General features: G+C 71.3%; 19 protein-coding genes. 8 read left to right on the top strand and 11 right to left on the bottom strand.

What is annotated here, in order from left to right:
- Position 1: 1 nt before the first annotated feature.
- The 3 genes from GXW76_RS09940 to GXW76_RS09930 form a co-directional block, all read right to left on the bottom strand.
- A complete protein-coding gene (locus tag GXW76_RS09940) occupies positions 2-265 on the bottom strand; it encodes a hypothetical protein (protein ID WP_211861861.1) in 264 nt (87 codons plus the stop codon).
- Positions 266-422: 157 nt separating this feature from the next.
- Complete coding sequence (locus GXW76_RS09935) at positions 423-1,130, bottom strand: carboxymuconolactone decarboxylase family protein (RefSeq protein WP_211861860.1); 708 nt, start codon at positions 1,128-1,130, stop codon at positions 423-425.
- A complete protein-coding gene (locus GXW76_RS09930) occupies positions 1,127-2,515 on the bottom strand; it encodes an amidase (RefSeq protein WP_211861859.1) in 1,389 nt (462 codons plus the stop codon). The genes GXW76_RS09935 and GXW76_RS09930 overlap by 4 nt, the downstream gene beginning before the upstream one ends.
- A 175-nt stretch (positions 2,516-2,690) precedes the next feature.
- Here GXW76_RS09930 and GXW76_RS09925 point away from each other — a divergent pair, with 175 nt between their 5' ends.
- From GXW76_RS09925 to GXW76_RS09905, 5 genes are read left to right on the top strand one after another with little or no spacing between them, the layout of a single operon-like run.
- Complete coding sequence (locus GXW76_RS09925; RefSeq protein WP_211861858.1) at positions 2,691-4,487, top strand: peptide ABC transporter substrate-binding protein; 1,797 nt, start codon at positions 2,691-2,693, stop codon at positions 4,485-4,487.
- 10 nt (positions 4,488-4,497) lie between these two features.
- Positions 4,498-5,457, top strand: a complete 960-nt coding sequence (locus GXW76_RS09920; protein ID WP_211861857.1) for an ABC transporter permease — start codon at positions 4,498-4,500, stop codon at positions 5,455-5,457.
- On the top strand, positions 5,423-6,358 hold the full coding sequence (locus GXW76_RS09915; RefSeq protein WP_211861856.1) for an ABC transporter permease: 936 nt from the start codon (positions 5,423-5,425) through the stop codon (positions 6,356-6,358). The genes GXW76_RS09920 and GXW76_RS09915 overlap by 35 nt, the downstream gene beginning before the upstream one ends.
- Positions 6,355-7,338, top strand: a complete 984-nt coding sequence (locus tag GXW76_RS09910) for an ABC transporter ATP-binding protein (RefSeq protein WP_211861855.1) — start codon at positions 6,355-6,357, stop codon at positions 7,336-7,338. The genes GXW76_RS09915 and GXW76_RS09910 overlap by 4 nt, the downstream gene beginning before the upstream one ends.
- A gap of 20 nt (positions 7,339-7,358) precedes the next feature.
- Positions 7,359-8,333 (top strand): ABC transporter ATP-binding protein, encoded by a 975-nt coding sequence (locus GXW76_RS09905; RefSeq protein WP_211861854.1) that lies wholly within the window; start codon positions 7,359-7,361, stop codon positions 8,331-8,333.
- A 399-nt stretch (positions 8,334-8,732) separates the two neighbouring features.
- Here the strand turns inward: GXW76_RS09905 and gltA are convergent, their stop codons facing one another.
- The 4 genes from gltA to GXW76_RS09885 all read right to left on the bottom strand — a co-directional run bounded on the left by gltA (position 8,733) and on the right by GXW76_RS09885 (position 12,950).
- Positions 8,733-10,040 (bottom strand): citrate synthase, encoded by a 1,308-nt coding sequence (gltA, locus tag GXW76_RS09900; protein ID WP_211861853.1) that lies wholly within the window; start codon positions 10,038-10,040, stop codon positions 8,733-8,735.
- Between the two features lie 126 nt (positions 10,041-10,166).
- Positions 10,167-10,676, bottom strand: a complete 510-nt coding sequence (locus tag GXW76_RS09895; protein WP_211861852.1) for a thermonuclease family protein — start codon at positions 10,674-10,676, stop codon at positions 10,167-10,169.
- A gap of 151 nt (positions 10,677-10,827) precedes the next feature.
- The gene (locus GXW76_RS09890; protein ID WP_211861851.1) at positions 10,828-12,375 is read right to left on the bottom strand and encodes a CYTH and CHAD domain-containing protein; all 1,548 of its coding nucleotides are present in this window, start codon (positions 12,373-12,375) and stop codon (positions 10,828-10,830) included.
- 41 nt (positions 12,376-12,416) lie between these two features.
- Entirely contained in the window at positions 12,417-12,950 is a 534-nt protein-coding gene (locus GXW76_RS09885; protein ID WP_211861850.1) for a SixA phosphatase family protein, read from the bottom strand.
- A gap of 226 nt (positions 12,951-13,176) precedes the next feature.
- Between GXW76_RS09885 and GXW76_RS09880 the strand changes: the two genes are divergently transcribed.
- Positions 13,177-13,947, top strand: a complete 771-nt coding sequence (locus GXW76_RS09880) for a creatininase family protein (RefSeq protein WP_211861849.1) — start codon at positions 13,177-13,179, stop codon at positions 13,945-13,947.
- Between the two features lie 408 nt (positions 13,948-14,355).
- Here the strand turns inward: GXW76_RS09880 and GXW76_RS09875 are convergent, their stop codons facing one another.
- The 4 genes from GXW76_RS09875 to GXW76_RS09860 all read right to left on the bottom strand — a co-directional run bounded on the left by GXW76_RS09875 (position 14,356) and on the right by GXW76_RS09860 (position 19,167).
- Entirely contained in the window at positions 14,356-15,099 is a 744-nt protein-coding gene (locus GXW76_RS09875) for a metallophosphoesterase (RefSeq protein WP_338150927.1), read from the bottom strand.
- Entirely contained in the window at positions 15,096-16,517 is a 1,422-nt protein-coding gene (locus GXW76_RS09870; RefSeq protein WP_211861848.1) for a cryptochrome/photolyase family protein, read from the bottom strand. The genes GXW76_RS09875 and GXW76_RS09870 overlap by 4 nt, the downstream gene beginning before the upstream one ends.
- 284 nt (positions 16,518-16,801) lie before the next feature.
- Complete coding sequence (locus GXW76_RS09865) at positions 16,802-18,403, bottom strand: MBL fold metallo-hydrolase RNA specificity domain-containing protein (protein WP_211861847.1); 1,602 nt, start codon at positions 18,401-18,403, stop codon at positions 16,802-16,804.
- A gap of 5 nt (positions 18,404-18,408) precedes the next feature.
- Entirely contained in the window at positions 18,409-19,167 is a 759-nt protein-coding gene (locus GXW76_RS09860; RefSeq protein ID WP_211861846.1) for an SDR family NAD(P)-dependent oxidoreductase, read from the bottom strand.
- Between the two features lie 259 nt (positions 19,168-19,426).
- Here GXW76_RS09860 and GXW76_RS09855 point away from each other — a divergent pair, with 259 nt between their 5' ends.
- Together GXW76_RS09855 and GXW76_RS09850 are read left to right on the top strand one after the other, a co-directional pair.
- Positions 19,427-20,182: a Crp/Fnr family transcriptional regulator gene (locus GXW76_RS09855; protein WP_211861845.1), complete on the top strand. Its 756-nt coding sequence runs from the start codon at positions 19,427-19,429 to the stop codon at positions 20,180-20,182.
- A 287-nt stretch (positions 20,183-20,469) separates the two neighbouring features.
- Positions 20,470-21,375 carry a hydrogen peroxide-inducible genes activator gene (locus GXW76_RS09850; protein ID WP_211861844.1) on the top strand — a complete coding sequence of 302 codons (906 nt, stop codon included), beginning with the start codon at positions 20,470-20,472 and terminating at the stop codon, positions 21,373-21,375.
- The last annotated feature ends 157 nt before the right edge of the window (positions 21,376-21,532 follow it).

Below are 21,532 nucleotides of genomic sequence, written 5' to 3'. Positions count from 1 at the left end.
GTCAGCGCGGCGTCACTGCCCGCCTCAATGTCGCGCGGCAGTTGCTGCCCGGCTGGTCGGGCGGCCGTTCGGCGAAGCGGCGCAGCATCATCCCCACGCCGCCGCCGGGCGAGAACAGGACGAGTTGCGCCGTATCCGGGCTCCCGGAGTCCCGCTGAACCAGGACATTGGCCGCCCAGCAGGACAGCGGCGGGGCGAGGAGGATCTCCCCCGCCGCCGCGAACGCGGCGAGCACCGCCGTGACCTTGAGGATCTGTCCGAGCATCGGGCCTCCTCGTTCTGCCGCCCGGTGCGGAGAGCCCGGGCTGTCCTTAGCTCTGGAGCGGTTTCCGTTCGCCTCGGCTCACGAACACCGATCCAGGCCTTTGTTTCTTGCGAGCATCTTTACCCGATCAGGTGAGTCCACCGGATCGGGATCTGTTCTAGCGCGGCACGAAGGCGCCCTGTCCGGGAAACTCCGCCCAGGCGCGGAAGGCCGGCGAGGGCGAGACGCGCCCGGCCTGGATCAGCCGCAGCCAGGTCTCCGTCGCGCGTACGAAGGGGTTCACGCCGCGCGGCCAGATGGCGAGGCTCATCGCCTCGGCGATCTCGGGCTCGGGCACGCCGAGCGCATAGGCGGCCTCGATCTCAGCCGCGAGACCCCAGGCCTGGTCGCCCGCCGCATGCACACCGATCAGCGCGAGCCGCGCGAGCGGTTCCGGCAGGGCATCGCCGATCAGCGCCCGCGCGCCGTCGACGTAGTCCCGCGCCAGGTCCAGCCCCGGAAGGTGCTGTTGCCATGCGCCGGCCAAGGTCGCATAGCGGCGTGCCCCGCCCGCCCAGGCGGCGAGGCGGAACACCGCGGCGGCCTCCGCATCCGTGCCGCCGGTCGTGCGGAACTTCTGCAGGTGGTGCGTGCCGACGGGTTCCTCGCAGGCGGCGAGGATGGCGAGCCACACGACCTCCTTCGCATGCGGCGAGAGGTGGTGGTCGTCCAGCGTCAGCGCCTGGTACATCGCCTCGTAGGCAGCGTGCAGCCCGGGCAGGGCGGCGGCCATGGCGCCATGGTGCGGCAGCACGTAGCCGCCACGCGCCTCGCGGATCTCCGCGAGCCGTGCGCGCAGCTGCTCGGCGCTCGGCGCACCGGTCATGCGGTGGCGGGCTCCAGCGTCTCGAACATCCAGCGCGCGATCGCCGTCGCCTGCGCGTCCATGTGCGGCTGCGCCACGACCTGGATGCCCATCGGCATGCCGCCCACCGCGCAGAGCGGCACCGTCACCGCCGGTGCGCCGAGGCCCGAACTCGGCGTGTTGAACACCGCATCGCCGGTAGGCCGCGGCTTGAGCGGCTGGCCCGGCACGTCGCCGGCCCACAGCGGCGCGGGGCCCGGCGAGGCCGGCGCGACCAGCGCATCGACCACCGGCGCGAGCGCGGCGTGGCGCGCGCGCACCTCCTCCCGCTGAAACAGGCGCAGGCGGTAGTCCTCGGGCGTCATCTTCCCGGCCATGGCGAGCACGGCCTTGCTGCGCGCGCTGATGCCCTCCGGGTCCTGCGCGACCAGGTTGCGGAACAGCCAGTGGTTCTCCCAGCCGGTGATGGCGCTGGTCATCGCCTGCACGCCGGTCAGGGACGTCTCGAAGGCGTCCAGCAGCGGGTGGTCGCCACGGCGCAGCACGGCCACGCCCTGGGCGCGCAGCGCCTCCAGCAGGCCTTCGAAGGCGGCCTTGCTCGCGGCGTCGAGCGCGGCCCAGCCTTCCGTCTCCATCACGCCGATCACGGCCGGCCTGCGCGCGGCCGGCGGGGCAGCCGGGCCGAAGAGGCCAGGCCGCCCGGGATCGCCGCCGGCGCGCTTCGCGATCTCGATGGCGACCTGCCACATGTCCTCGATGCAGCCGGCATGGATGCCGGTGGTGCTCATGCTGGTGGCCTGGCGCTCGCCGCGGTTGATGCCGCCCTGGGTCGGTTTCAGCGCGACATTGCCGCAATAGGAGGCCGGGCGGATCACCGAGCCGCCGACCTGCGTGCCGAGCGCGGCCGGCACCATGCGCGCCGCGACCGCCGCCGCCGAGCCGGAGGAGGAACCACCCGGCGTGCGCGCCTGGTCGAAGGGATTGGTCGTCGGCCCCGGATGCGCGCCGCCGAGTTCCGTGGTCACGGTCTTGCCGAGCACCACCGCCCCCGCTTCCCGCAATGCCCAGACGGCCGCGTTGTCGCGCTTCGGGAAGTTCCCGCGATAGGCCGTGCAGCCCATCTGCGTCGGCATGTCGCGCGTCTCGAGCAGGTCCTTGATACCGACCGGCATGCCGTCGATGGGGGAGAGCGGCCGACCCGCCTTCCAGCGTGCGGTGCTGGCATCCGCGGCCTCCCGTGCGCCTGCCTCGTTCATCACCACCCAGGCGCGGACCACGGGCTCGCGCGCGGCGATGGTTTCGAGGCAGCGTTCCAGATAGGCGCGCGGCGAATCCGAGCCGGCGGCGAAGGCGCCCGTCGCATCGTGGAAGGACAGGGCGCGGAACGCGCGCGGCGAATAGGACATCCTTGGCTTCCTCTGCTCCCGTTCCGGGCATTCAGCGGCGAACGGCACGGCAAGTCCAGGGCGGGACCGGCAAGTGGGATGGAGATAGGGTCTGGCGTTCCCCCCGCAGGAGGCTGCAATCTCCCGTTCTGGGATGGCCAAGACGCCGATACGGCGCTGACTGGGAGCAGGGAACATGACCGAGGACGATCTCCGCCGCCTTCTCGCGCGGGTGAAGGACGGCCGCTTGTCTCGGCGGGGCTTCGTGAAGCGCATGGCCGCGGTGGGCTTCACCGCACCGATGGCGACGCAGTTGCTCGCCGTCACGGGCGCCGCGCCGGCCGCGGCGCAGTCCGTGCCGGCCTATCGCCCGACGCGGCGCGGCGGCGGCGGCGCGCTCAAGGTGCTCTACTGGCAGGCCGCGACGCTGCTGAATCCCCATTTCGCCAGCGGCACGACCAACCAGGATGCCAGCCGCGTCTTCTACGAGCCGCTCGCCGGCTGGGCTTCGGATGGCACGCTGCACCCCGTCCTCGCGGCCGAGGTCCCCTCCATCGAGAATCGCGGCCTCGCGGAAGACGGCCGTTCCGTCACCTGGAAGCTGAAGCGCGGCGTGAAGTGGCACGACGGGCAGGACTTCTCGGCCGACGACGTGGTCTTCAACTGGGAATACGCGCGCAATCCGGCGGTGGCGGCGGTCACCTCCGGCTCCTACCGCGACGTCAATGTCGTCAAGGTGGACGACTACACGGTGCGGGTGGAATTCCAGCAGCCGTCGCCGTTCTGGGCCGATGCCTTCGTCGCGGCGACCGGGCAGATGATCCCGAAGCACCTGTTCAAGGATTACGCCGGCGCCAACGCGCGCGACGCGCCCGCCAACCTGCGGCCGGTCGGCACGAGCGCCTACAAGTTCGTCTCCTTCGCGCCCGGCGACAACCTGCGGGCGGAGCTGAACCCCAACTACCACATGGACAACCGCCCCTACTTCGACACGCTCGAGGTCAAGGGCGGCGGCGATGCGGTTTCCGCCGCGCGCGCGGTGATGCAGACGGGCGACTACGACTACGCGTGGAACCTCGCCGTCGAGGACGAGATCCTCAAGCGCCTCGAGGCGGTCGGCCGCGGCAAGGTCAACATCGTCGAGGGCGGCGGCATCGAATTCGTGCAGCTCAACGCGACCGACCCGAACCAGGAGGTGGATGGCGAGCGTTCGTCCATCCGTACCCAGCACCCGGCCTTCCGCGACCCCGTGGTGCGCCAGGCGATGTCGCTGCTGATCGACCGCAATGCGCTGGAGCAGTTCATCTACGGCCGCGGCGGCCCGGCGACGGCGAACTTCCTCAACAACCCGCCGCGCTTCCGTTCCCCCAACATGCGCTGGGAATTCAGCATCCAGAAGGCGAACGAGATCCTCGACGCCGCCGGCTGGGCGCGTGGGCGCGACGGCATCCGCGCCAAGGACGGCGTGCGGCTGAAGTTCGTCTACCAGACCTCGGTGAACGCGCCGCGCCAGCGCACCCAGGCGATCTACAAGCAGGCGGCGCAGCGCGCCGGCATCGAACTCGAGCTCAAGTCGGTGACCGCCTCGGTGTTCTTCTCGTCGGATGTCGCCAACCCCGACACCTACACGAAGTTCTACGCCGACATGCAGATGTACACGACGACGATGCCGCAGGCCGACCCCGAGCGGTTCATGAACCAGTACACATCCTGGGAAGTCTCATCGAAGGCGAACAACTGGCAGGGCCGCAACATCGTCCGCTGGCGCAGCGAGGAATACGACCACATCTTCCGCGAATCGCAGGGCGAGCTCGACCCGGTCAAGCGCGCCGCGCTGTTCATCCGCATGAACGACCTCGTTGTCGGCAGCAACCACGTCATCCCGCTCGTGCGGCGGCCGACGGTCAGCGGCAGCCTGAACAACCTGCGCCACGTCCTGAGCGCCTGGGACGGCACCTTCTGGCTGCTGAACGACTGGTGGCGCGAAACCTGATCGTCCGCGCGTGCTCCACTACCTGATCCGCCGCCTGATGATCGCGATCCCGAGCCTGCTCGGGATCAGCGTCATCCTCTTCACCGTGCTCGCGCTCGCGCCCGGTGACCCGTTCGAGGAACTGGCGACCAATCCCGCCGTGCCGCCGGACGTGCGCGCGCACCTGCGCGCGAGCCTCGGCCTCGATGATCCCATCCATCTCCGCTACATCTCCTGGCTCACGGCCATGCTGCGCGGCGAATGGGGCTTCTCCTTCGTCAGCCGCATCCCGGTGGAGCAGTTGATCCTCCAGCGCCTGCCGACCACCGTTGCGGTGATCGGCGCATCCCAGATCCTGGCGCTGGCCATCGCGCTGCCGGTCGGCGTCTATGCGGCGACCAGGCCCTATTCGATCTTCGACCAGATCGCCAACACGCTGGCCTTCGTCGGCTTCTCCCTGCCGACCTTCTTCACGGGCCTGCTGCTGATCCTGCTCTTCTCCATCCAGCTCGACTGGCTGCCCTTCGTGTTCCGCACGAGCATCGAGGCGACCGGCTGGCGCTGGTGGTGGGAGATGGTGCGCCAGTCCATCATGCCCGTCGCCGTGCTCGGCCTGTTCCAGGGCGCGGCCTGGACGCGCTTCGTGCGTTCCGCGGTGCTCGACGTGGTGCGGCTCGACCACGTGACCACGGCGCGATCCAAGGGCCTGCCGGAATCGCGCGTGACCATGCGCCACGTCGTGCGCAATGCCATGATCCCGGTGGTGACGCTGGTCGCGTTGCAGATGCCCGCCGTCTTCGGCGGCGCCATCGTGACGGAGCAGATCTTCCGGGTGCCCGGCATCGGGTCGCTGCTGATCAGCGCCATCCTCGCCAATGACACGCCGGTCATCATGGCCGTCACCTTCGTCTTCGCGGGCCTCGTCATCTTCTTCAACCTGCTGGCGGACGTTCTCTATGGCTGGCTCGACCCTCGCATCAGCTACCGCTAGCCCGGCCACCCAGCGCCCGCGCGTCGGGCCCTGGCAGGAGGCCTGGCGCCGCTTCCGCAAGCACAGGCTCGCGGTGGTCAGCGGCGTGGTGCTCCTGGCGCTGATCCTCGCCGTCGCCATCGGCCCGCTGCTCTGGGCCATGCCGATCGACGAGATCGACTTCACCGCCCGGTTGCAGCAACCGTCCTGGGCCCATCCGCTCGGCACGGACGACCTGGGGCAGGACCTGCTGGCGCGCATCCTCTATGGCGGGCGCATCTCGCTCGCGGTCGGCTTCGCGGCGATGGCGGTCGCGATCCTGGTGGGCGTGCTGGTCGGCTCCGTCGCCGGCATGGCGGGCGGCGCGATGGACGCGGCGCTGATGTGGCTGACGGACCTCTTCCTCTCCCTGCCGCAACTCCCGCTGCTGCTGCTGATCATCTACCTGTTCCGCGACACGCTGACCGGGCTGGTGGGGCTCGAGGTCGGCGTCTTCATCCTGATCGTCGCGGTGATTGGCGGGTTCCGCTGGATGCAGGTGGCGCGGCTGGTGCGCGCGCAGTTCCTCTCCCTGCGGGAGAAGGAATTCGTCGAGGCCGCCCGCGCGCTCGGCGCCTCCCGCACGCGGCTGGTGATGCGGCACATCCTGCCGAACGCGCTCGGCCCGGTCATCGTGGCGGCCAGCATCGACGTCGCCGCGGCGATCATCGCGGAATCGACACTCTCCTTCCTCGGCCTCGGCTTCCCGCCGGACGTGCCGACCTGGGGGCGGCTGCTCTTCGACGCCAAGGACAACCTCGACTTCGCGCCGCACTGGGCGATGTTCCCGGGGGTAGCGATCTTCCTGACCGTGCTTTCCATCAACTACATCGGCGACGGGCTGCGTGACGCGCTCGATCCGCGGCGGATCATCTCGGCATGAGCGCATCGACGACGGATCCGCTGCTCTCGATCCGCGACCTCAGGGTCCATTTCGCCACCGATGACGGCATGGTGCGCGCGGTGGACGGCGTGAGCATCGACGTCGGCCGCGGCGAGACGGTCTGCGTCGTCGGCGAATCCGGCTGCGGCAAGACCGTGACGGCGATGACGGTGCTCAAGCTCATCGCCATGCCGCCGGGCAGGATCGCCGGCGGGCAGATCCTGTGGCAGGGGCGGGACCTGGTGCCGCTGAAATCCGATGCGATGCGATCCATCCGCGCCAAGGAGATCGCGATCGTCTTCCAGGAACCGATGACCTCGCTCAACCCCGTGTACACGGTGGGCGAGCAGATCGCGGAAGTGGTCCGCCAGCAGGAAAAGCTCGGCAGGCGCGCGGCGATGGACCGCGCCATCGAGATGCTGCGCCTGGTCCACATCCCGAACGCGCAGCGACGCGCGCACGACTACCCGCATCAGTTCTCGGGCGGCATGCGCCAGCGCGTGATGATCGCCATGGCGCTGTCCTGCAATCCGAAGCTGCTGATCGCGGACGAGCCGACCACCGCCCTCGACGTCACCATCCAGGCGCAGATCCTCGACCTGCTGGCCGAGATGAAGGAACGGCTCGGCATGGCGGTGATGCTCATCACCCATGCGATGGGGGTGGTGGCGGAAGTCGCGCAGCGCGTCGTCGTCATGTACGCCGGCAAGGTGGTGGAGGAAGCGCCGGTCCGCGAACTCTTCGCCAATCCGCGCCATCCCTATACCCAGGGGCTGATCCGCTCGATCCCGCGCATCGATCTCGCGGCGACGCACCACCATCGGCTCGAAGCGATCCCCGGCACCGTCCCCAGCCTGCTGAACCCGCCGGTCGGCTGCCGCTTCGCGGCGCGCTGCCGCTACGTCACCGATGCCTGCCGCGCCGCCGAGCCGCCGCTGCGGGAAGTCGCACCGGGCCACAAGATGGCGTGCATCCTGTGAGCGCCGCGAAGGAACCGCCGATGGCGACGCCGCTCCTCGCTGTTCGCGACCTGGTGAAGCGCTTCCCTGTGCGCGGCGGCATCCTGCGCCGGGTGGTGGAGCATGTGCATGCCGTGGACGGCGTGGGCTTCGAACTCGGCGCGGGGGAGACGCTCGGGCTGGTCGGCGAATCCGGCTGCGGCAAGTCCACCACCGGCCGCTGCATCCTGCGCCTGATCGAGCCGACCTCCGGCGAGGTGGTCTTCGAAGGCCGCGATGTGCGCGCGCTGGACGGCAAGGAACTCGCGGCGATCCGCCGCGACATGCAGATCATCTTCCAGGACCCCTTCGCCTCGCTGAACCCGCGCATGACGGTCGGCGCCATCGTGGGGGAGGCGCTGGAGATCCATCGCCTCGCGAAGACCCGTCCCGAACGGGAGGCGAAGGTCGCGGAACTCCTGGAAACGGTCGGCCTCCGCCCGGACCACATGTCGCGCTTTCCGCATGAATTCTCGGGTGGGCAGCGGCAGCGCATCGGCATCGCGCGCGCCCTCGCGGTCTCGCCCAAGCTGATCATCTGCGACGAGCCGGTCAGCGCGCTCGATGTCTCGATCCAGGCGCAGGTCATCAACCTGCTGGAGGACCTGCAGGAGAAGTTCGGCCTCTCCTACCTCTTCATCGCGCACGACCTGTCGGTGGTGGAGCACATCAGCGACCGCGTCGCCGTGATGTATCTGGGGCGGATCGTGGAACTCGCTCCCTCCCGCGAACTCTACACGCATCCACTGCATCCCTATACGGAGGCGCTGCTTTCGGCGGTGCCGATTCCCGATCCGACGGTGAAGCGCGACCGCATCCGACTCCAGGGCGACATCCCGAGCCCTCTGAACCCGCCTTCGGGCTGCCGGTTCCACACGCGCTGCCCGATCGCGGAGAAGGGGTTGTGCGACGTCACCTCGCCCGAGTTCCGCGAGGCGCGGCCGGGGCATTGGGTGGCCTGCCACAAGCGAGGTTGACGGCGCTGCGAGAGGGCCTTGCCCCTCTCGTGCTCTCCCCACCCGAGGCCGAAAGCCCTTGCATGTTGTCAATGCCGCTGGCTGCGGAAGCGGCGAAGCTGTCGGTGGGGGGAGCCCGCAAAGGCTCAGGGTGATCGAGCCCGCTCCGGACACTAGAGCGGTTTCCGTTCGCCACGGCTCACGAACACCGCTCCAGGCCTTTGTTCTTGCGAGCATCTTCACCCGATCAGGTGAGTCCACCTGATCGGGATCTGCTCTATCAATTCAGTGGCCGGTCAGAGGAAGGGCGGCGACGTACGCTCCGCGTCCGACGGCCGCCCGGAGCCCTTTCCTCTCTCATGGGTTCCAAGGGCCTTTGGCGGGGTCGTTCGGAGGGGCGGCGCCCCTCCGGCAGCAACCTCAGCCCCGCTTGTCCATCGCCACGAAGTCGCGCGCCGGCGCGCCCGTGTAGATCTGCCGCGGACGCCCGATGCGCTGGGACGGATCCTCGATCAGTTCCTTCCACTGGCTCACCCAGCCCACCGTGCGCGCCACGGCGAAGAGCACCGTGAACATCGAGGTCGGGATGCCCATCGCCTTGAGGATGATGCCCGAATAGAAGTCCACGTTCGGGTAGAGCTTGCGGCTGATGAAGTAGTCGTCGGACAGCGCGATCCGCTCCATCTCCATCGCCATGTCGAGCAGCGGCTCGTCCTTGATGCCGAGCTCGGCGAGGACCTCGTGGCAGGTCTCCTTCATGATCTTCGCGCGCGGGTCGAAGTTCTTGTAGACCCGGTGGCCGAAGCCCATGAGCTTGGTGTGGGAGTTCTTGTCCTTCACCTCGCTGATGAACTGCGGGATGTTCTCCGGGCTGCCGATCTCGGCGAGCATCTTCAGCACCGCCTCGTTGGCGCCGCCATGCGCCGGGCCCCAGAGCGCCGCGATGCCGGCCGCGATGCAGGCAAAGGGATTGGCGCCGGTCGAACCGGCGAGGCGCACCGTGGAGGTGGAGGCGTTCTGCTCGTGGTCCGCATGCAGGATCAGGATGCGGTCCATCGCGCGGGACAGGATCGGGTTGTTCACCCACGGCTCCGCCGGCACGCCGTTGAGCATGTAGAGGAAGTTCTCGGCGTAGCTCAGGTCGTTGCGCGGATACACCAGGGGCTGGCCGACCGAGTACTTGTAGGCCCAGGCCGCGATGGTCGGCACCTTGGCGATCAGGCGGAAGGCCGCGATGCGGCGCTGCTCCGGATCGTTGATGTCGAGGTTGTCATGGTAGAAGGCGGCCATGGCGCCGACCACGCCGCACATCACCGCCATCGGGTGCGCGTCGCGGCGGAAGCCTTCGAAGAAGCGGCGCAGCTGCTCGTGCAGCATGGTGTGGCGCGTCACGCCCTTGTCGAATTCGGCGTACTGCGCCTTGTTCGGCAGCTCGCCGTTCAGCAGCAGGTAGGCGACTTCGAGGAAGGACGACTGCTCGGCGAGCTGCTCGATCGGGTAGCCGCGATACAGCAGCACGCCCTCGTCGCCGTCGATGTAGGTGATGGTGCTCTCGCAGGACGCGGTGGCGCCATAGCCCGGGTCGTAGGTGAAGATGCCGAGCTCGCCGTAGAGCTTGCGGATGTCGGCCACCTGCGGCCCCAGCGTGCCGCCGAGGAGGGGCAGCTTCGCGCTCTTGTTGGAACCTTCCATCGTGACTGTGATGGAGCCGGTGGCCTTGCTGCTCATGCGGGGAGTTCCTCGGGTCAGTCGCGCGGGGGCGTCTGCACACCCCCGGGGGTTTTGGTGCGGCGCAAGATACGGGCGGGCGGCCGGGCTGGCAAACCTGTCACCGCAGGTCCTGCCGCGTGGCTGCTAGTCGCGGTTCCGCCAGGCGGCGGGAGCGCCGGCGGGATGTGCCCAGAGGCCGCGGCCGCCGTCGCGCGCCGCGACTTCCGGCGCGCGCAGGGCGGATGCCGTCGCCAATGCGAAGCCGCCGCCCACGAGCGTGCGGCCGAGATCGGTCCCGCCGGCCACGCATTCGCCGAGCCCGCGCCCGAATCCGTCCTGGCCGACGATGCGGCAGGCGACCGGGTGCCCGGTGACGAGCCGCGTCAGTGCCGCCGTCGCGGCACCGCCGCAGTCGAAGGCATCGCCCGAGCGTCCGCTGCAGGCCTCCCCGCGCGTCGGCGCGGCAACGCCTGCCAGGCGGACGACGCGTTCCCCAAGCCCGAGGGTTTCGCCGTCGATGATGCGGACCTCGCCGGCCTCCGCCTCCCATCGGCGGTCCGTCGGCGCGGAGCCGAACAGGTTCGATGGCAGCACCACCGCCAGGATCAGCGGCGTCGCGATCGCCGCGGACAACAGCAGGGCCGCGCCGCCCATCCGCGGTCGGGTCCTGCGTCCTTTGAAGATGCGCCGTCTCTCAAGCACGCCGGATCGTTAGACCGACCCACCCCCGGCCTGCAACCGGGGCGAGCAATGAAATCGACTCATGTGGCAGAGCTGCCTCACGCGGCCGAGCGAAGAAATGCGCCTACGCGCCTGACCAGAAACGATCCTTGCCGCTCAGCCGCTCCCAGGCCTCGAAGGCGTCCCCGCGATGCCCGTCGACGCGTGCCTCGCACCAGCCCTCCAGCACGCCGACCGCCCAGGCCCGCGCGCCGTTGCCCGGCACTTCCAGGCTGCGCGCCAGTCCGCGCGCCACGGCCGCGTCATTGGCGATGCCGAGTCCGTCCTGCAGCATGGCGACCCGCCGCAGGAAGCGCCGGCCGGCCTTGGCGCCGAAGATCGGCGCGAAGACCTCGGCGGCGTAGCGCAGGCGCTTGCCGTCGAGGCGGAGTTCGTGGAGTTCCTCCGCCGTCAGCGTCTCGAAGGCTTCGCCGGCGCGGCGCAGGCGCGTCCAGCGGCGGTTGAGGATGTTCCGCCCGAAGTCCCGCACGGGCGCGTCGAGCGCCTGCACTGCCTCCTCGGGCACCTCTGTCCGCCACGGGCGCATGAGCAGGGCGCCCAGGGCATCGAGCAGCAGCAGGCGCCACGGGGTGCCCTCCAGCATCGCCAGCACCGCGACATAGGCGTCGTGGCGGCGCTTCTCGGCCGCGCGCAGCAGGGCGGCGATGCGCTTCTCCCCGGGGAAGGCGGCGGCGACGTCGTGGCCGGTTCCGGCAAGGAAGACGTCCCAGTCCCGCGCCGGGCCGAGCACCGAGAGCACTTCGCGGAAGCGGGCGTCGAGCCCGCGGAGCGTCGGCCCGTCCGTCGCCGAGCGGAAGACCCGGAAGACCGAGCGCAGCCGCCGCAGCGCGACGCGCGTCTGGTGTACCCCCTCCGGCCCCGCGCCATGGGCGATGCGGGCGGATTGCTGGCGGATGACCTCGAGCAGGTGGCCGCAGGCGCGCAGGAAGGCATCCTCCACCGTCGCGGCGGCGGAGGTGTCGGGCGGGCCGAGGCGGGGCGGCCGCGGCGCCGTGCCGGTGGCGAGCGCGCGCGCTTCCTCGGCCAGCGGCGCGAGTGGCGGCAGCAATGGCACCTGGTCGGCGAGGCGATGGGCGGCCGCCAGCATCGCCGGCCCCGGGCCGGACAGGCCGAGCCTTGCCACCGGGTGCTCCGCCGCGACGCTGCGCAACCGGCCCGTCAGCAGTTCGGCCATCACCTCGCCCTCCGGCATGGCGAGCCGGAAGGTCAGGCGCCGCCCGGTGAAGGCGGCGACCGGCACGAGGGGGGCGCCGCCGGCCTCGGCGGGGGCCTCGCCGTCGGTCAGCGCGGCGATCTCCGCGGGGGGCTGGCAGGGGTGCCAGGGGGCCTCGGGCGGGGGCAGGGTGCACAGCAGGCTGCGCGCCCCGCGCCGGCCCGACTGGACGGTGAGGCCCTGCGCGGCGAGCGCGCCCTCGGCGGTGTCGAACCACAGGATCTCAGCCGCCGTTCCGCGCGTGCGGCCGGCGCGGTGCGCGGTGACGGCAGGGGTGCGGGCAAGGCGCGCCGCGGCCTCCGGCGCCAGGACGAAGTCGAGCCGGGGCGCCGGGGGTTCGGACGGCTCCGGCGGCGCGGCGGGCGGTGGCTCGGCGGGGGCTTCGGCCTCGGATGTCATGCCGCCTCGGCGGCCGTCCCGTGCCGCGCGGGCGGGCATGGTCAGTGCGCCATTTCCGGCAGGTCGGCCGGGACGAGGAAGCGGACCAGGCGCCCGCCGCCCTCCGCGAGGGCCTGCCACGGCGTGGCGATGGCGAACTCGGCCAGGGCGCAGGTCGGGAAGCCGTCCGCCATGCGGCGCGCCGCCGCGGGCCCGCTGCTCATTCCGGAGGCGCCGACGAGCGCGAGCGCCAGGTCGTGCAGCCCGGGATTGTGACCGATCAGCATGACGCTGCGCGCGGTCTCGGGCGCGCGGCGCAGGATCTCGAGCAGTCGCGGCCAGGGGGCGAGATAGATGTCGTCCATCGGTTCGATCAGCGGGCTGTCCGCGAAGGGGGACACCGCCTCGAGCGTCTGCAGCGTGCGCCGCGAGGACGAAACCAGGACCACGTCGGGCGACAGGCCGAGGTCCTGCATGGCGCTCGCCACGGCCTGCGCGGCGCGACGGCCGCGGGCGTTCAGCGGGCGGGCATGATCGGGCAGGGACGGATCGTCCCAGGAGGATTTCGCGTGCCGCAGCAGAAGAAGTTGGCGCATCTCGGTGCGCAGTTTGCCATGGACTGCGCCGGCTGTCGCGGGCCGAGCGCGAGCCCTTGCGCAAGACGCGCCCGCCCCGACCCGGCGTGGGCATAGGTTTCAGGGTGGGAATGGTGGGGATGGGCGCGGCGCGGCCGCGGGCGCGCGCGTCCTCGCCGTGCCGGGCGCTTGACCGCGTCACGCGCCATTCCATCCTACGCCTGCACCCCGCATGCAGGAGACGCCCATGGCCGCCGCCACCGAAATCGAATGGATGAAGCTGACCGCCGCGGAACTGAACGCCCGCGCCGAGTCCGGCGCGCTGGTGATCATCCCGGTCGCCTCATTGGAACAGCACGGGCCGCACCTTGCCACGGGCGTGGACATCGTCTGCGCCACGGGCGTCGCGCAGCGCGTGGCGCACAAGCTTGTCGCCGCCGGCAGGCCGGTGGTCGTCACACCTTGCGTATGGACCGGCCTCGCCGAGCATCATGTCGCCTTCGGCGGCACCGTGACGCTCGACTTCGCGGCCTTCTCCGCCGTCATCAAGGGCGTCGTGCGCTCCGCGGCGCGGGCGGGCTTCAAGCGCGTCATGCTGCTCAACGGCCATGGCGGCAATGCCGAGGCCGTCGCCGTCATCGGCGGCGAATGCCAGAACGAGTTCGGCATCGCCGTCGCAGCCGGCACCTACTGGCACCTGGTGGGCGATGCCTTCGCGCCGATCCTCGACCGCCAGTCCACCGTGCTGCACGCCTGCGAGGCCGAGACCTCGATGGTCATGACGCTGATGCCGGAAGGCGTGCGCGCCGAACGCCTGGCCGAGGCGCACGGCCCGCACTCCACCCGCCCCGAAGGCCAGCCGCCGACGATGATCCGCCGCCGGTCCTTCAAGGACATCACGCCGAGCGGCGTGGTCGGCGACGCACGCGCGGCGAGCGCGGCGAAGGGCGAGGCGCTGCTCGATACCGCGAGCACGATCATCGCGGAGGAACTGGGCAGCGCGCGGCTCTGGGGATGAGGCGCGGCGGGGAGGGCTCTGCCCTCCCCGAGACCCCTCCCGCCAGAGGCCGAAAGGCCTCTGGACACCAGTTCCTGATCGGGGATCCCGGGGAGCGGAGCGCCGGCGATTCCCGCCCCCGAGATCGCCGATGAATCTCATGGGTTCCAAGGGCCCTTCGGCCCTTGGCGGGGAGAGGTTCGGAGAGGGGCGGCGCCCCTCTCCGTGCGCCCGCCATGCACCGCACCGCCCCAGCATCGCGCGCGGGCCGCGGCTGGCCGCGATCGGCGCGCCGGCTCCGGGTCGAGCGGATGCCCACTGCAGGCACCCTCGCGCATGCGGTCCCGGTCGATGCGACGATCGTGACCTCCGCCCGAATCGGGCGGGGTCATCAAGACGGTCTTGGATCGCGCCTGTCGGTGTTCGGCTTCAAGGGAAGGCGTCCTCGAGCGGGAAATCCTGCCACGCCAGCGCGCCGCCCTTGCCCGCGCCGGTGTCGAGGAACACCGCCCGCCCACCCCGCGCCCCGGTGAGCACCGCCGGCCTGCCGTCGCGCGAGCGGTTGTCATGGCCGACCAGCACCGTCATCCCGGACGGGATGCGGTCCACCCAGCCGGCCAGGCGGATCGGATAGCCATCAGGTCCCTTGCTGCCGGTGACCTGGCCGTAGATGGCGCGGCCGACGAGGCCCTCGGCACGCGTGGCGCCGGCATCGGGCGGGGAGGGATGCTCCAGCATCCCGTCATGGAAGGCGGCATGGACGCAGAACAGGCGCCCGAAGCGCAGCCAGGCCGGCGCGCGGGCGATCTCGGCGATGGCGCGGGCGCGCAGCGCCTCGGCGTCCGGCGCCGCGGCGATCTGGTCCAGCGTGCGGCCGAGGCCCGCGCCGTCGATGCGAACGGCATCGCCCATCAGCGCGCGGCGCAACTTGTGTTCGTGGTTGCCGAGCAGGAACAGCCCGCGCCCCGCATCGAGCAGCGCGAACATGGTGCGCAGCACGGCCGGGCTGTCCGGCCCGTTGTCCGTCAGGTCTCCGAGCTGGACGAGGAACAGCCCCGCCGCCTCCGCCCCGGCCGCCGCGGCGGCGAAGCCGCGGGTGTCGCCATGCACGTCGCCCACGACGCGCAGGCCCTGGAAGCCGGCGCGGCGCAGGCCATCAAGGGTAGGGGTCACGCCGCCTGGCCGCCCTTGATGGAGGCGAAGGCCGCCAGAGCGCGGTCCCGGCCCAGGGCCAGGTCGACCAGTGGCGGCTGATAGTCCCGGCCCGGCCTTACGCCGGCGCCGCGCAGCACGGCCTCGGGCGCCTCGTAGGGCCGGTGGATGAAGCGGTCGGGCAGGCGGGCGAGTTCCGGACACCAGCGCCGGACATAGGCGCCGTCGGGGTCGAACTTCTCACCCTGCAGCACCGGGTTGAAGATGCGGAAATACGGCGCCGCGTCCGCCCCGCAGCCCGCCACCCACTGCCACGACGCGCTGTTCGCGGCGAGGTCGGCATCCACCAGCGTGTCCAGGAACCAGGCCGCGCCGTCCTGCCATGGCTGCAGGAGATGTTTCACGAGGAACGAGGCCGCAATCATCCGCACCCGGTTGTGCATCCAGCCGGTACGCCAGAGCTGGCGCATGCCGGCATCGACGATCGGATAGCCGGTCTGTCCGCGCTGCCAGGCGCGCAGCAGGTCGGCGTCGCGCCGCCAGGGGAAGGCCCGGAATTCGGGCCGCAGGGGCGCGGTCGGCATCTCCGGCCGGTGCCAGAGCAGGTGGTGCGAGAATTCCCGCCAAAGCAATTCCTTGAGGAAGGTCTCGACGCCCTTGCCGCCCTTCTCCCGTGCCGCGTGCCAGACCTGGCGGGGGGAGATCTCGCCGAGGTGGAGATGCGGCGAGAGCCCCGAGGTCCCCCATTCGGCCGCCGGGTCGTTGCGGCGGTCGGCGTAGCCGGCGAGCCCGTGCTCCAGGAAGGCCCCGAGCCGGGCGGTCGCGCCCTCCTCGCCCGGCGTCCAGTGGGCGGGGAAATCCGCCGCCCAGTCAGGCACGGGCGGCCGCGGCAACAGGCGAAGCGCGTCCGGCGGCAGTCCCTCGGGCGCACCCGGCGCGAGGGTCAGGTGCGTGGGCGCGGGAAGGGGCGGCGGCAGCCCCTCGAGCAACGCGAAGACTGCGCGGGAGAACGGCGTGTAGACGGAGAAGGGATTGCCCGCGCCGGTGCGCACCAGATGCGGTTCGTGCAGCAGGGCATTGCGGTGCAGGACCAGCCCGCGGCCGGCAGCCTGCAGCGCGGCGTGGGTCTCGGCATCGCGGGCGCGGGCGGAGGGCTCGGTCAGGCGGCCGGCATGGACCTCCGCGGCGCCGATGCGGGCGGCGAGGTCCGGGATCAGCCGTCGCGGGTCGCCGCGCAGCAGCAACAGGGGCGCGCCGCGTTCCGTCAGCGCGCGGCCGAGCGCGGCGAGGCTGTGGTGCAGCCACCAGGCCGCGGCGCCGCCCGGCGGTTCCTCCAGCACATGGACCGGCAGGACGGGACGGTCGGTCATGGCCGCGAGGACGGGGTTGTCCGCAAGCCGGAGATCCTGGCGGAACCAGACGAGTACGGGATCGGGCATGCCGGATCATGTGGGGGTTCGGCCGACGGCGTCACGGGGGCGCCGTGACGCCGCGACCGCCCCGGTCGTCCTGTCCCCTCTGATCGCTGCATCAGCAGTGAACGGGGCGGCGAGGCAGGCCGCTGACAACAAGGACCCGCGGCCCGGGAACGAAGTCCCGGGCGCCTCGGATCCGGGACGCCAGAGCAGATCCCGATCGTGTGATTCCACCTGATCGGGTGAAGATGTTCGCAAAAACAAAGGCCTGGAGCGCTGTTCGTGAGCCGAGGCGAACGGAAACCGCTCTAGGCTGCCGGCGCCGCCTCCAGCGTCGAGCGCAGGCTCGCCATCAGGCCCTTGCGGGTCGCCTCGTCCGGGGCGCGCTCGATCGCGTCCTCGATCGCGAGCAGCAGCGCCGCGCGCGCATTGTGCCAGTCCGGGCGCCCGGCCTGGGCGGGGTCGGGCCGCCGGTGCGGCGCGTCCCGCTTCAGCGGCATCCGCCCCGCCGGCAGCATGAAAGCGTCGTCCAGCACCGGCAGCAGCACCTGGCCGGGCTTCGCGATGCCCTCGCCGACCAGCTTCTGCGCAAGCGCATCCATCGCCGGCGGCTCGCCATGCACCAAGAAGACGCCGCCGCGCACCGGGCCGCGTGCCTTCAGCCAGGCGGCGAGTTCGGGCGCGTCGGCATGGCCGGAATAATCGCGAATCTCGCGGATGCTGGCCCGCACGCGGATCGTCTCGCCCTGGATGCGGACCTCCTCGCGGCCTTCCTGCAGCAGGCGGCCGAGCGTGCCCTCGGCCTGGAAGCCGGTCAGCAGCACCGTCGCCTCCGGCGCCCAGAGCCAGCGCTTGAGGTGATGGCGGATGCGCCCCGCATCGCACATCCCGGAGCCGGCGATGACGATGTGGAAGCCTTCCATCTCGGCGATGCGGCGGGATTGCTCGCCGCTTTCGGTGAAGGTCAGCAGCGGGGATCGCAGGGCGCGCTTCACCGAGCGGCCGTTCTCCAGCACCTCGGCGTGCTCGAGGAAGACCTCGGTGGCGCGGATGGCGAGCGGGCTGTCCACCGCGATCGGCGCCATCGGGATGCGCCCCGCCTGCATCAGCGAAACCAGGTCCCAGCAGATCTCCTGCGTGCGCTCCACCGCGAAGGCGGGGATCAGCAGGGCTCCGTCGGGGTGGTGGGCCTCCTTGACCAGCGCCTCGAGCCGGTTGCGGCGCTCGGCGTGATCGACGCAGGGCTTGTCCTCGTCGCCATAGGTGCTTTCGAGGAAGACATGGTCCAGCGCGTCCGGTCCCTCCGGGTCGCGGTGGAACACCGCGCAGTCGGGGCCGAGGTCGCCCGAGACGAGCACGCGCACCGGCTCCTCGCCCGGCTCGGTGATCTCCAGCTCGATCGAGGCCGAGCCCAGCATGTGCCCCGCATTCCACCAGCGCGCGCGCACGCCCGGCAGCGGTTCCAGCCAGCGGTCCATCGGCACCGAGCGAAAGGCGCGCATCGCCGCCACCGCGTCGCCCGAGGTGTAGATCGGCTCGACCTCCATCCGTCCGCGGCGGCGGTTGCGGCGGTTGAGTTGCTGCACCTCCATCTCCTGCACATGCCCCGAATCCGGTAGCATGACGGCGCAGAGATCCTCGGTCGGCCCGCTGGCGTGGATCGGGCCGCGGAAGCCTTCCTTCACGAGCCGCGGCAGCAGGCCGGAATGGTCGATATGCGCGTGCGTCAGCAGCACCGCGTCGATGTCGCGCGGCGCATAGGGGAAGGGTTCCCAGTTCAGCGCCTTCAGCGTCTTGGGCCCCTGGAACAACCCGCAATCGACCAGGAACCTGGCGCGGGAGGTCTCGAACAGCAGCGACAGGCCGGTGACGGTGCGGGCGGCGCCGCAGGCGCGGACGGTGACGGGCATGGCGATTACTCCGCGGTGACGCCGCCATCGACCGGCATGGCGATGCCGGTGATGCCGGAGGATGCGTTGGACAGCAGGAAGACGGTCGGCCCCGCGATGTCCGCTGGTTCCAGGATGCGGCCGAGCGGGATGCGCGCCCGCGCAGCGGCGACGAAGGCGGCATCGGCCATCAGGTCGGCTGCGAGCGGCGTGTTCACCAGCCCCGGGCAGACCGCGTTCACCCGGATGCCGCGCGGCGCGAGTTCGAGCGCCATGACCTTGGTCAGCCCCACCACCGCATGCTTCGTCGCGGCATAGAGGCTGCGGTTGCGCGACCCCACCAGCCCGGCGATGGAGGCGATGTTGACGATCGTCCCGCCGCCGGTCTTCGCCATGCCGCGCGCGACCTCCTGCGCCACGATGGTCGCCCCCTTCACGTTGAGGGCGAGCACGCGGTCCATCTCGGCCTCGCTCACGTCGAGGAAGGGTTCGCGCGTCACGCTGCCGGCGTTGTTCACCAGCCCGTCCAGCGCGCCGGCCGAAGCGACGGCAGCGCGAATCGCGGCCGGGTCCGCGGCGTCGAAGGGCAGCACCGCCGCGCGCCCGCCGGCGGCGGCGATCAGCCCAGCCACATCCTCGAGCCCCGGGCGCCGGCGCGCGGCCAGTACCACCTCGGCCCCCGCGGCCGCGACGGCGAGCGCCACGGCGCGCCCGATGCCGAGCGAGGCCCCGGTGACGAGCACCCTGCGGCCGTCGAGGCGGAAATCCGGTGGACCGGCGGCCATGGCATTCTCCTCCCGGAACGGCTCCCGGCGCCGATCCCATGAGAAGGGTCTCGCCGCGCGAGCGCCCTGGCAAGGCTGCCCGACCGTACCGGCTGGCGCGCTTGACGCCCCGCTGGCCGGGTGGCAGCCATGCGCGCCGCTCTGGTCCATACGCATGGGTTTATTCTTGATCTACCGCAAGACAGCGCGGAGACTACGGCCGATCTCCGGACAGCAAGGGAGACTGTGGCCGAAACGGCCACATCGCAGGTGAAGGCGCATGATGCATCCTCTCGACGCCACGCGCGCCTTGATGGACGGCTTGGGCTCCGAGGCGAATGTCTGCATGAAGTGCGGTGCCCGCTCGGTCGGCCTGTGCGCCCCGCTGGACGCCGCCGCGCTCGACGACATGGCAGGCGAGAGCGAGCGCCTGATCTTCGAGCCGCGTGAGGCGATCTTCCGCCAGGGCGATACCGCCCGCTTCGTCTATACCCTCACCGAGGGCATGGCACGGCTGACGCGCGTGCTGCCGGACGGACGCCAGGCGGTGATCGGCTTCCGGTTCCCCGGCGACATCCTGGGCTTCACCCCCGGCGCCGAGCATGCCTTCGGTGCCGAGATGCTGACCCGCGGCAATGTCTGCCGCCTCGACCGGCGGCGGCTGGAGCAATTGTTCCGCCGCTACCCGGTGATGGAGCGCCGCTTCCTCGACCTCTGCGTCAAGGAACTCGCCGCCAGCCAGGACCACATCCTCGCCCTTGGCCGCTTCAGTGCGGAGGAGCGAGTGGCCGCCTTCCTCGTCTCGCTAGTCGAGGCGCAGGAACGCCGTGGCCATGTCGGCCCGGTCTTCGACCTGCCCGCGACGCGCGCCGACATGGGCGAGTTCCTCGGCCTGACCCTGGAGACGGTGAGCCGCGCCATCTCCTCCTTCCGCAGGCGGGGCTGGATGCGGCTGCATGGGCATTCGGGCATCGAGCTCACGCACCGCGCGGCGCTGCTCGGCCTCGGCTCCGGCGAGGGCACGGACGCCGCCTAGAACGGTTTCCACATCGGTGGAAACCGCGCTCGCCGTGTTCGAGGGGGCATCTTCACGCATACGGCTGGTTCCAGCCGTATGCGATCTGCTCCAGCCGCGGCCTCCAGCCTCCAGCCTCCAGCCTCCAGCCTCCAGCCTCCAGCCTCCAGCCTCCAGCCTCCAGCCGCCGGGTCCGGCGGCCCGGCACCCATCGCACCACCATTGCGATGTCGTCGCTCCTGGGTTGATCTGGCAGCAGCTTTCACGCGCCATGGCGGATTGCGACGGTTGCGCCTATGTCGGGCCGCATGACCGCCCTGCCCAGCCCGCAGCAGCTCCGCTACCTCGTCGCCCTCGCCGAACATGGCCATTTCGGCCGCGCAGCGTCGGCCTGCGCCGTCACCCAGTCCACCCTTTCATCCGGCCTCCTGGCGCTGGAACGCCAACTCGACGCCGCGCTGCTGGAGCGCACCGGGGGCAAGCGTCCGATCTTCACGCCGCTCGGGCGGGAACTCGTCGGGCGGGCTCGCAGCGCCCTCGGGGCGCTGACTGCCTTCGTCGAGACGGTGGAAGCGGCGAGGGACCCGCTTACCGGGCCACTGCGCCTCGGCACCATCCCGACCATCGGGCCCTTCCTGCTGCCGCGCCTGATGCCGCGCCTGCGCGAGGGATTCCCGCGCCTGCGCCTCTGGCTGCGGGAGGACCTCACCGAGCGGCTGCTCGAAGGCCTCGATGGCGGGCGGCTCGACCTGCTCCTGCTGGCGCTGCCCTGCGATTGCGGGGATGCCGAGACGCTCACCGTCGCCGAGGACCCCTTCTTCGTCGCCACCCCGCCCGATCATCCGCTCGCGCAGCGCAGCGAGGTGCCGCCCGGGGCGCTCACCGGCGAGCGGGTGATGCTGCTCGAGGACGGGCACTGCCTGCGGGAGCACGCGCTCTCGGCCTGCGGCCTGCCGGGCGTGGCGGCCTCCCAGGAATTCGCCGCCACATCCCTGCACACATTGGTGCAGATGGTGGCCGGCGGGCTCGGCGTCACGCTGCTGCCGCGGCTGGCCGTCGCAGGCGGCGTCACGGCCGGGGCGGAAGTGGCGGTCCGCCCGCTGTCGGGCGCCTTCAGCCGGCGCATCGGGCTGGCCTGGCGGGCGCGCAGCCCGCGCGCGGCGGAGTTCCGGGCGCTGGCCCCTTCCGTTGCGGCGGCGCTGTCCGACCTGTAGCAAAGTCGCGACAAGGAAGAGGGTAGGGTGGTCATGGCGCAGTTCGACCTCGGCAACGTGCTCGGCGCCGTGCTCGGCGGCGCGCCGGCAGGCGGCACCAGGCGGCGTGGCGGGGCGCGCGGGCAGCGGGATCTCGGCCGCGCGCTCGCCATGCTGG

This window comes from Neoroseomonas soli (assembly GCF_018129065.1).
Classification (GTDB): domain Bacteria; phylum Pseudomonadota; class Alphaproteobacteria; order Acetobacterales; family Acetobacteraceae; genus Neoroseomonas; species Neoroseomonas soli.
Note: the sequence above shows the minus strand (reverse complement) of the source record. Positions and strands in the feature narration are given on the sequence as shown.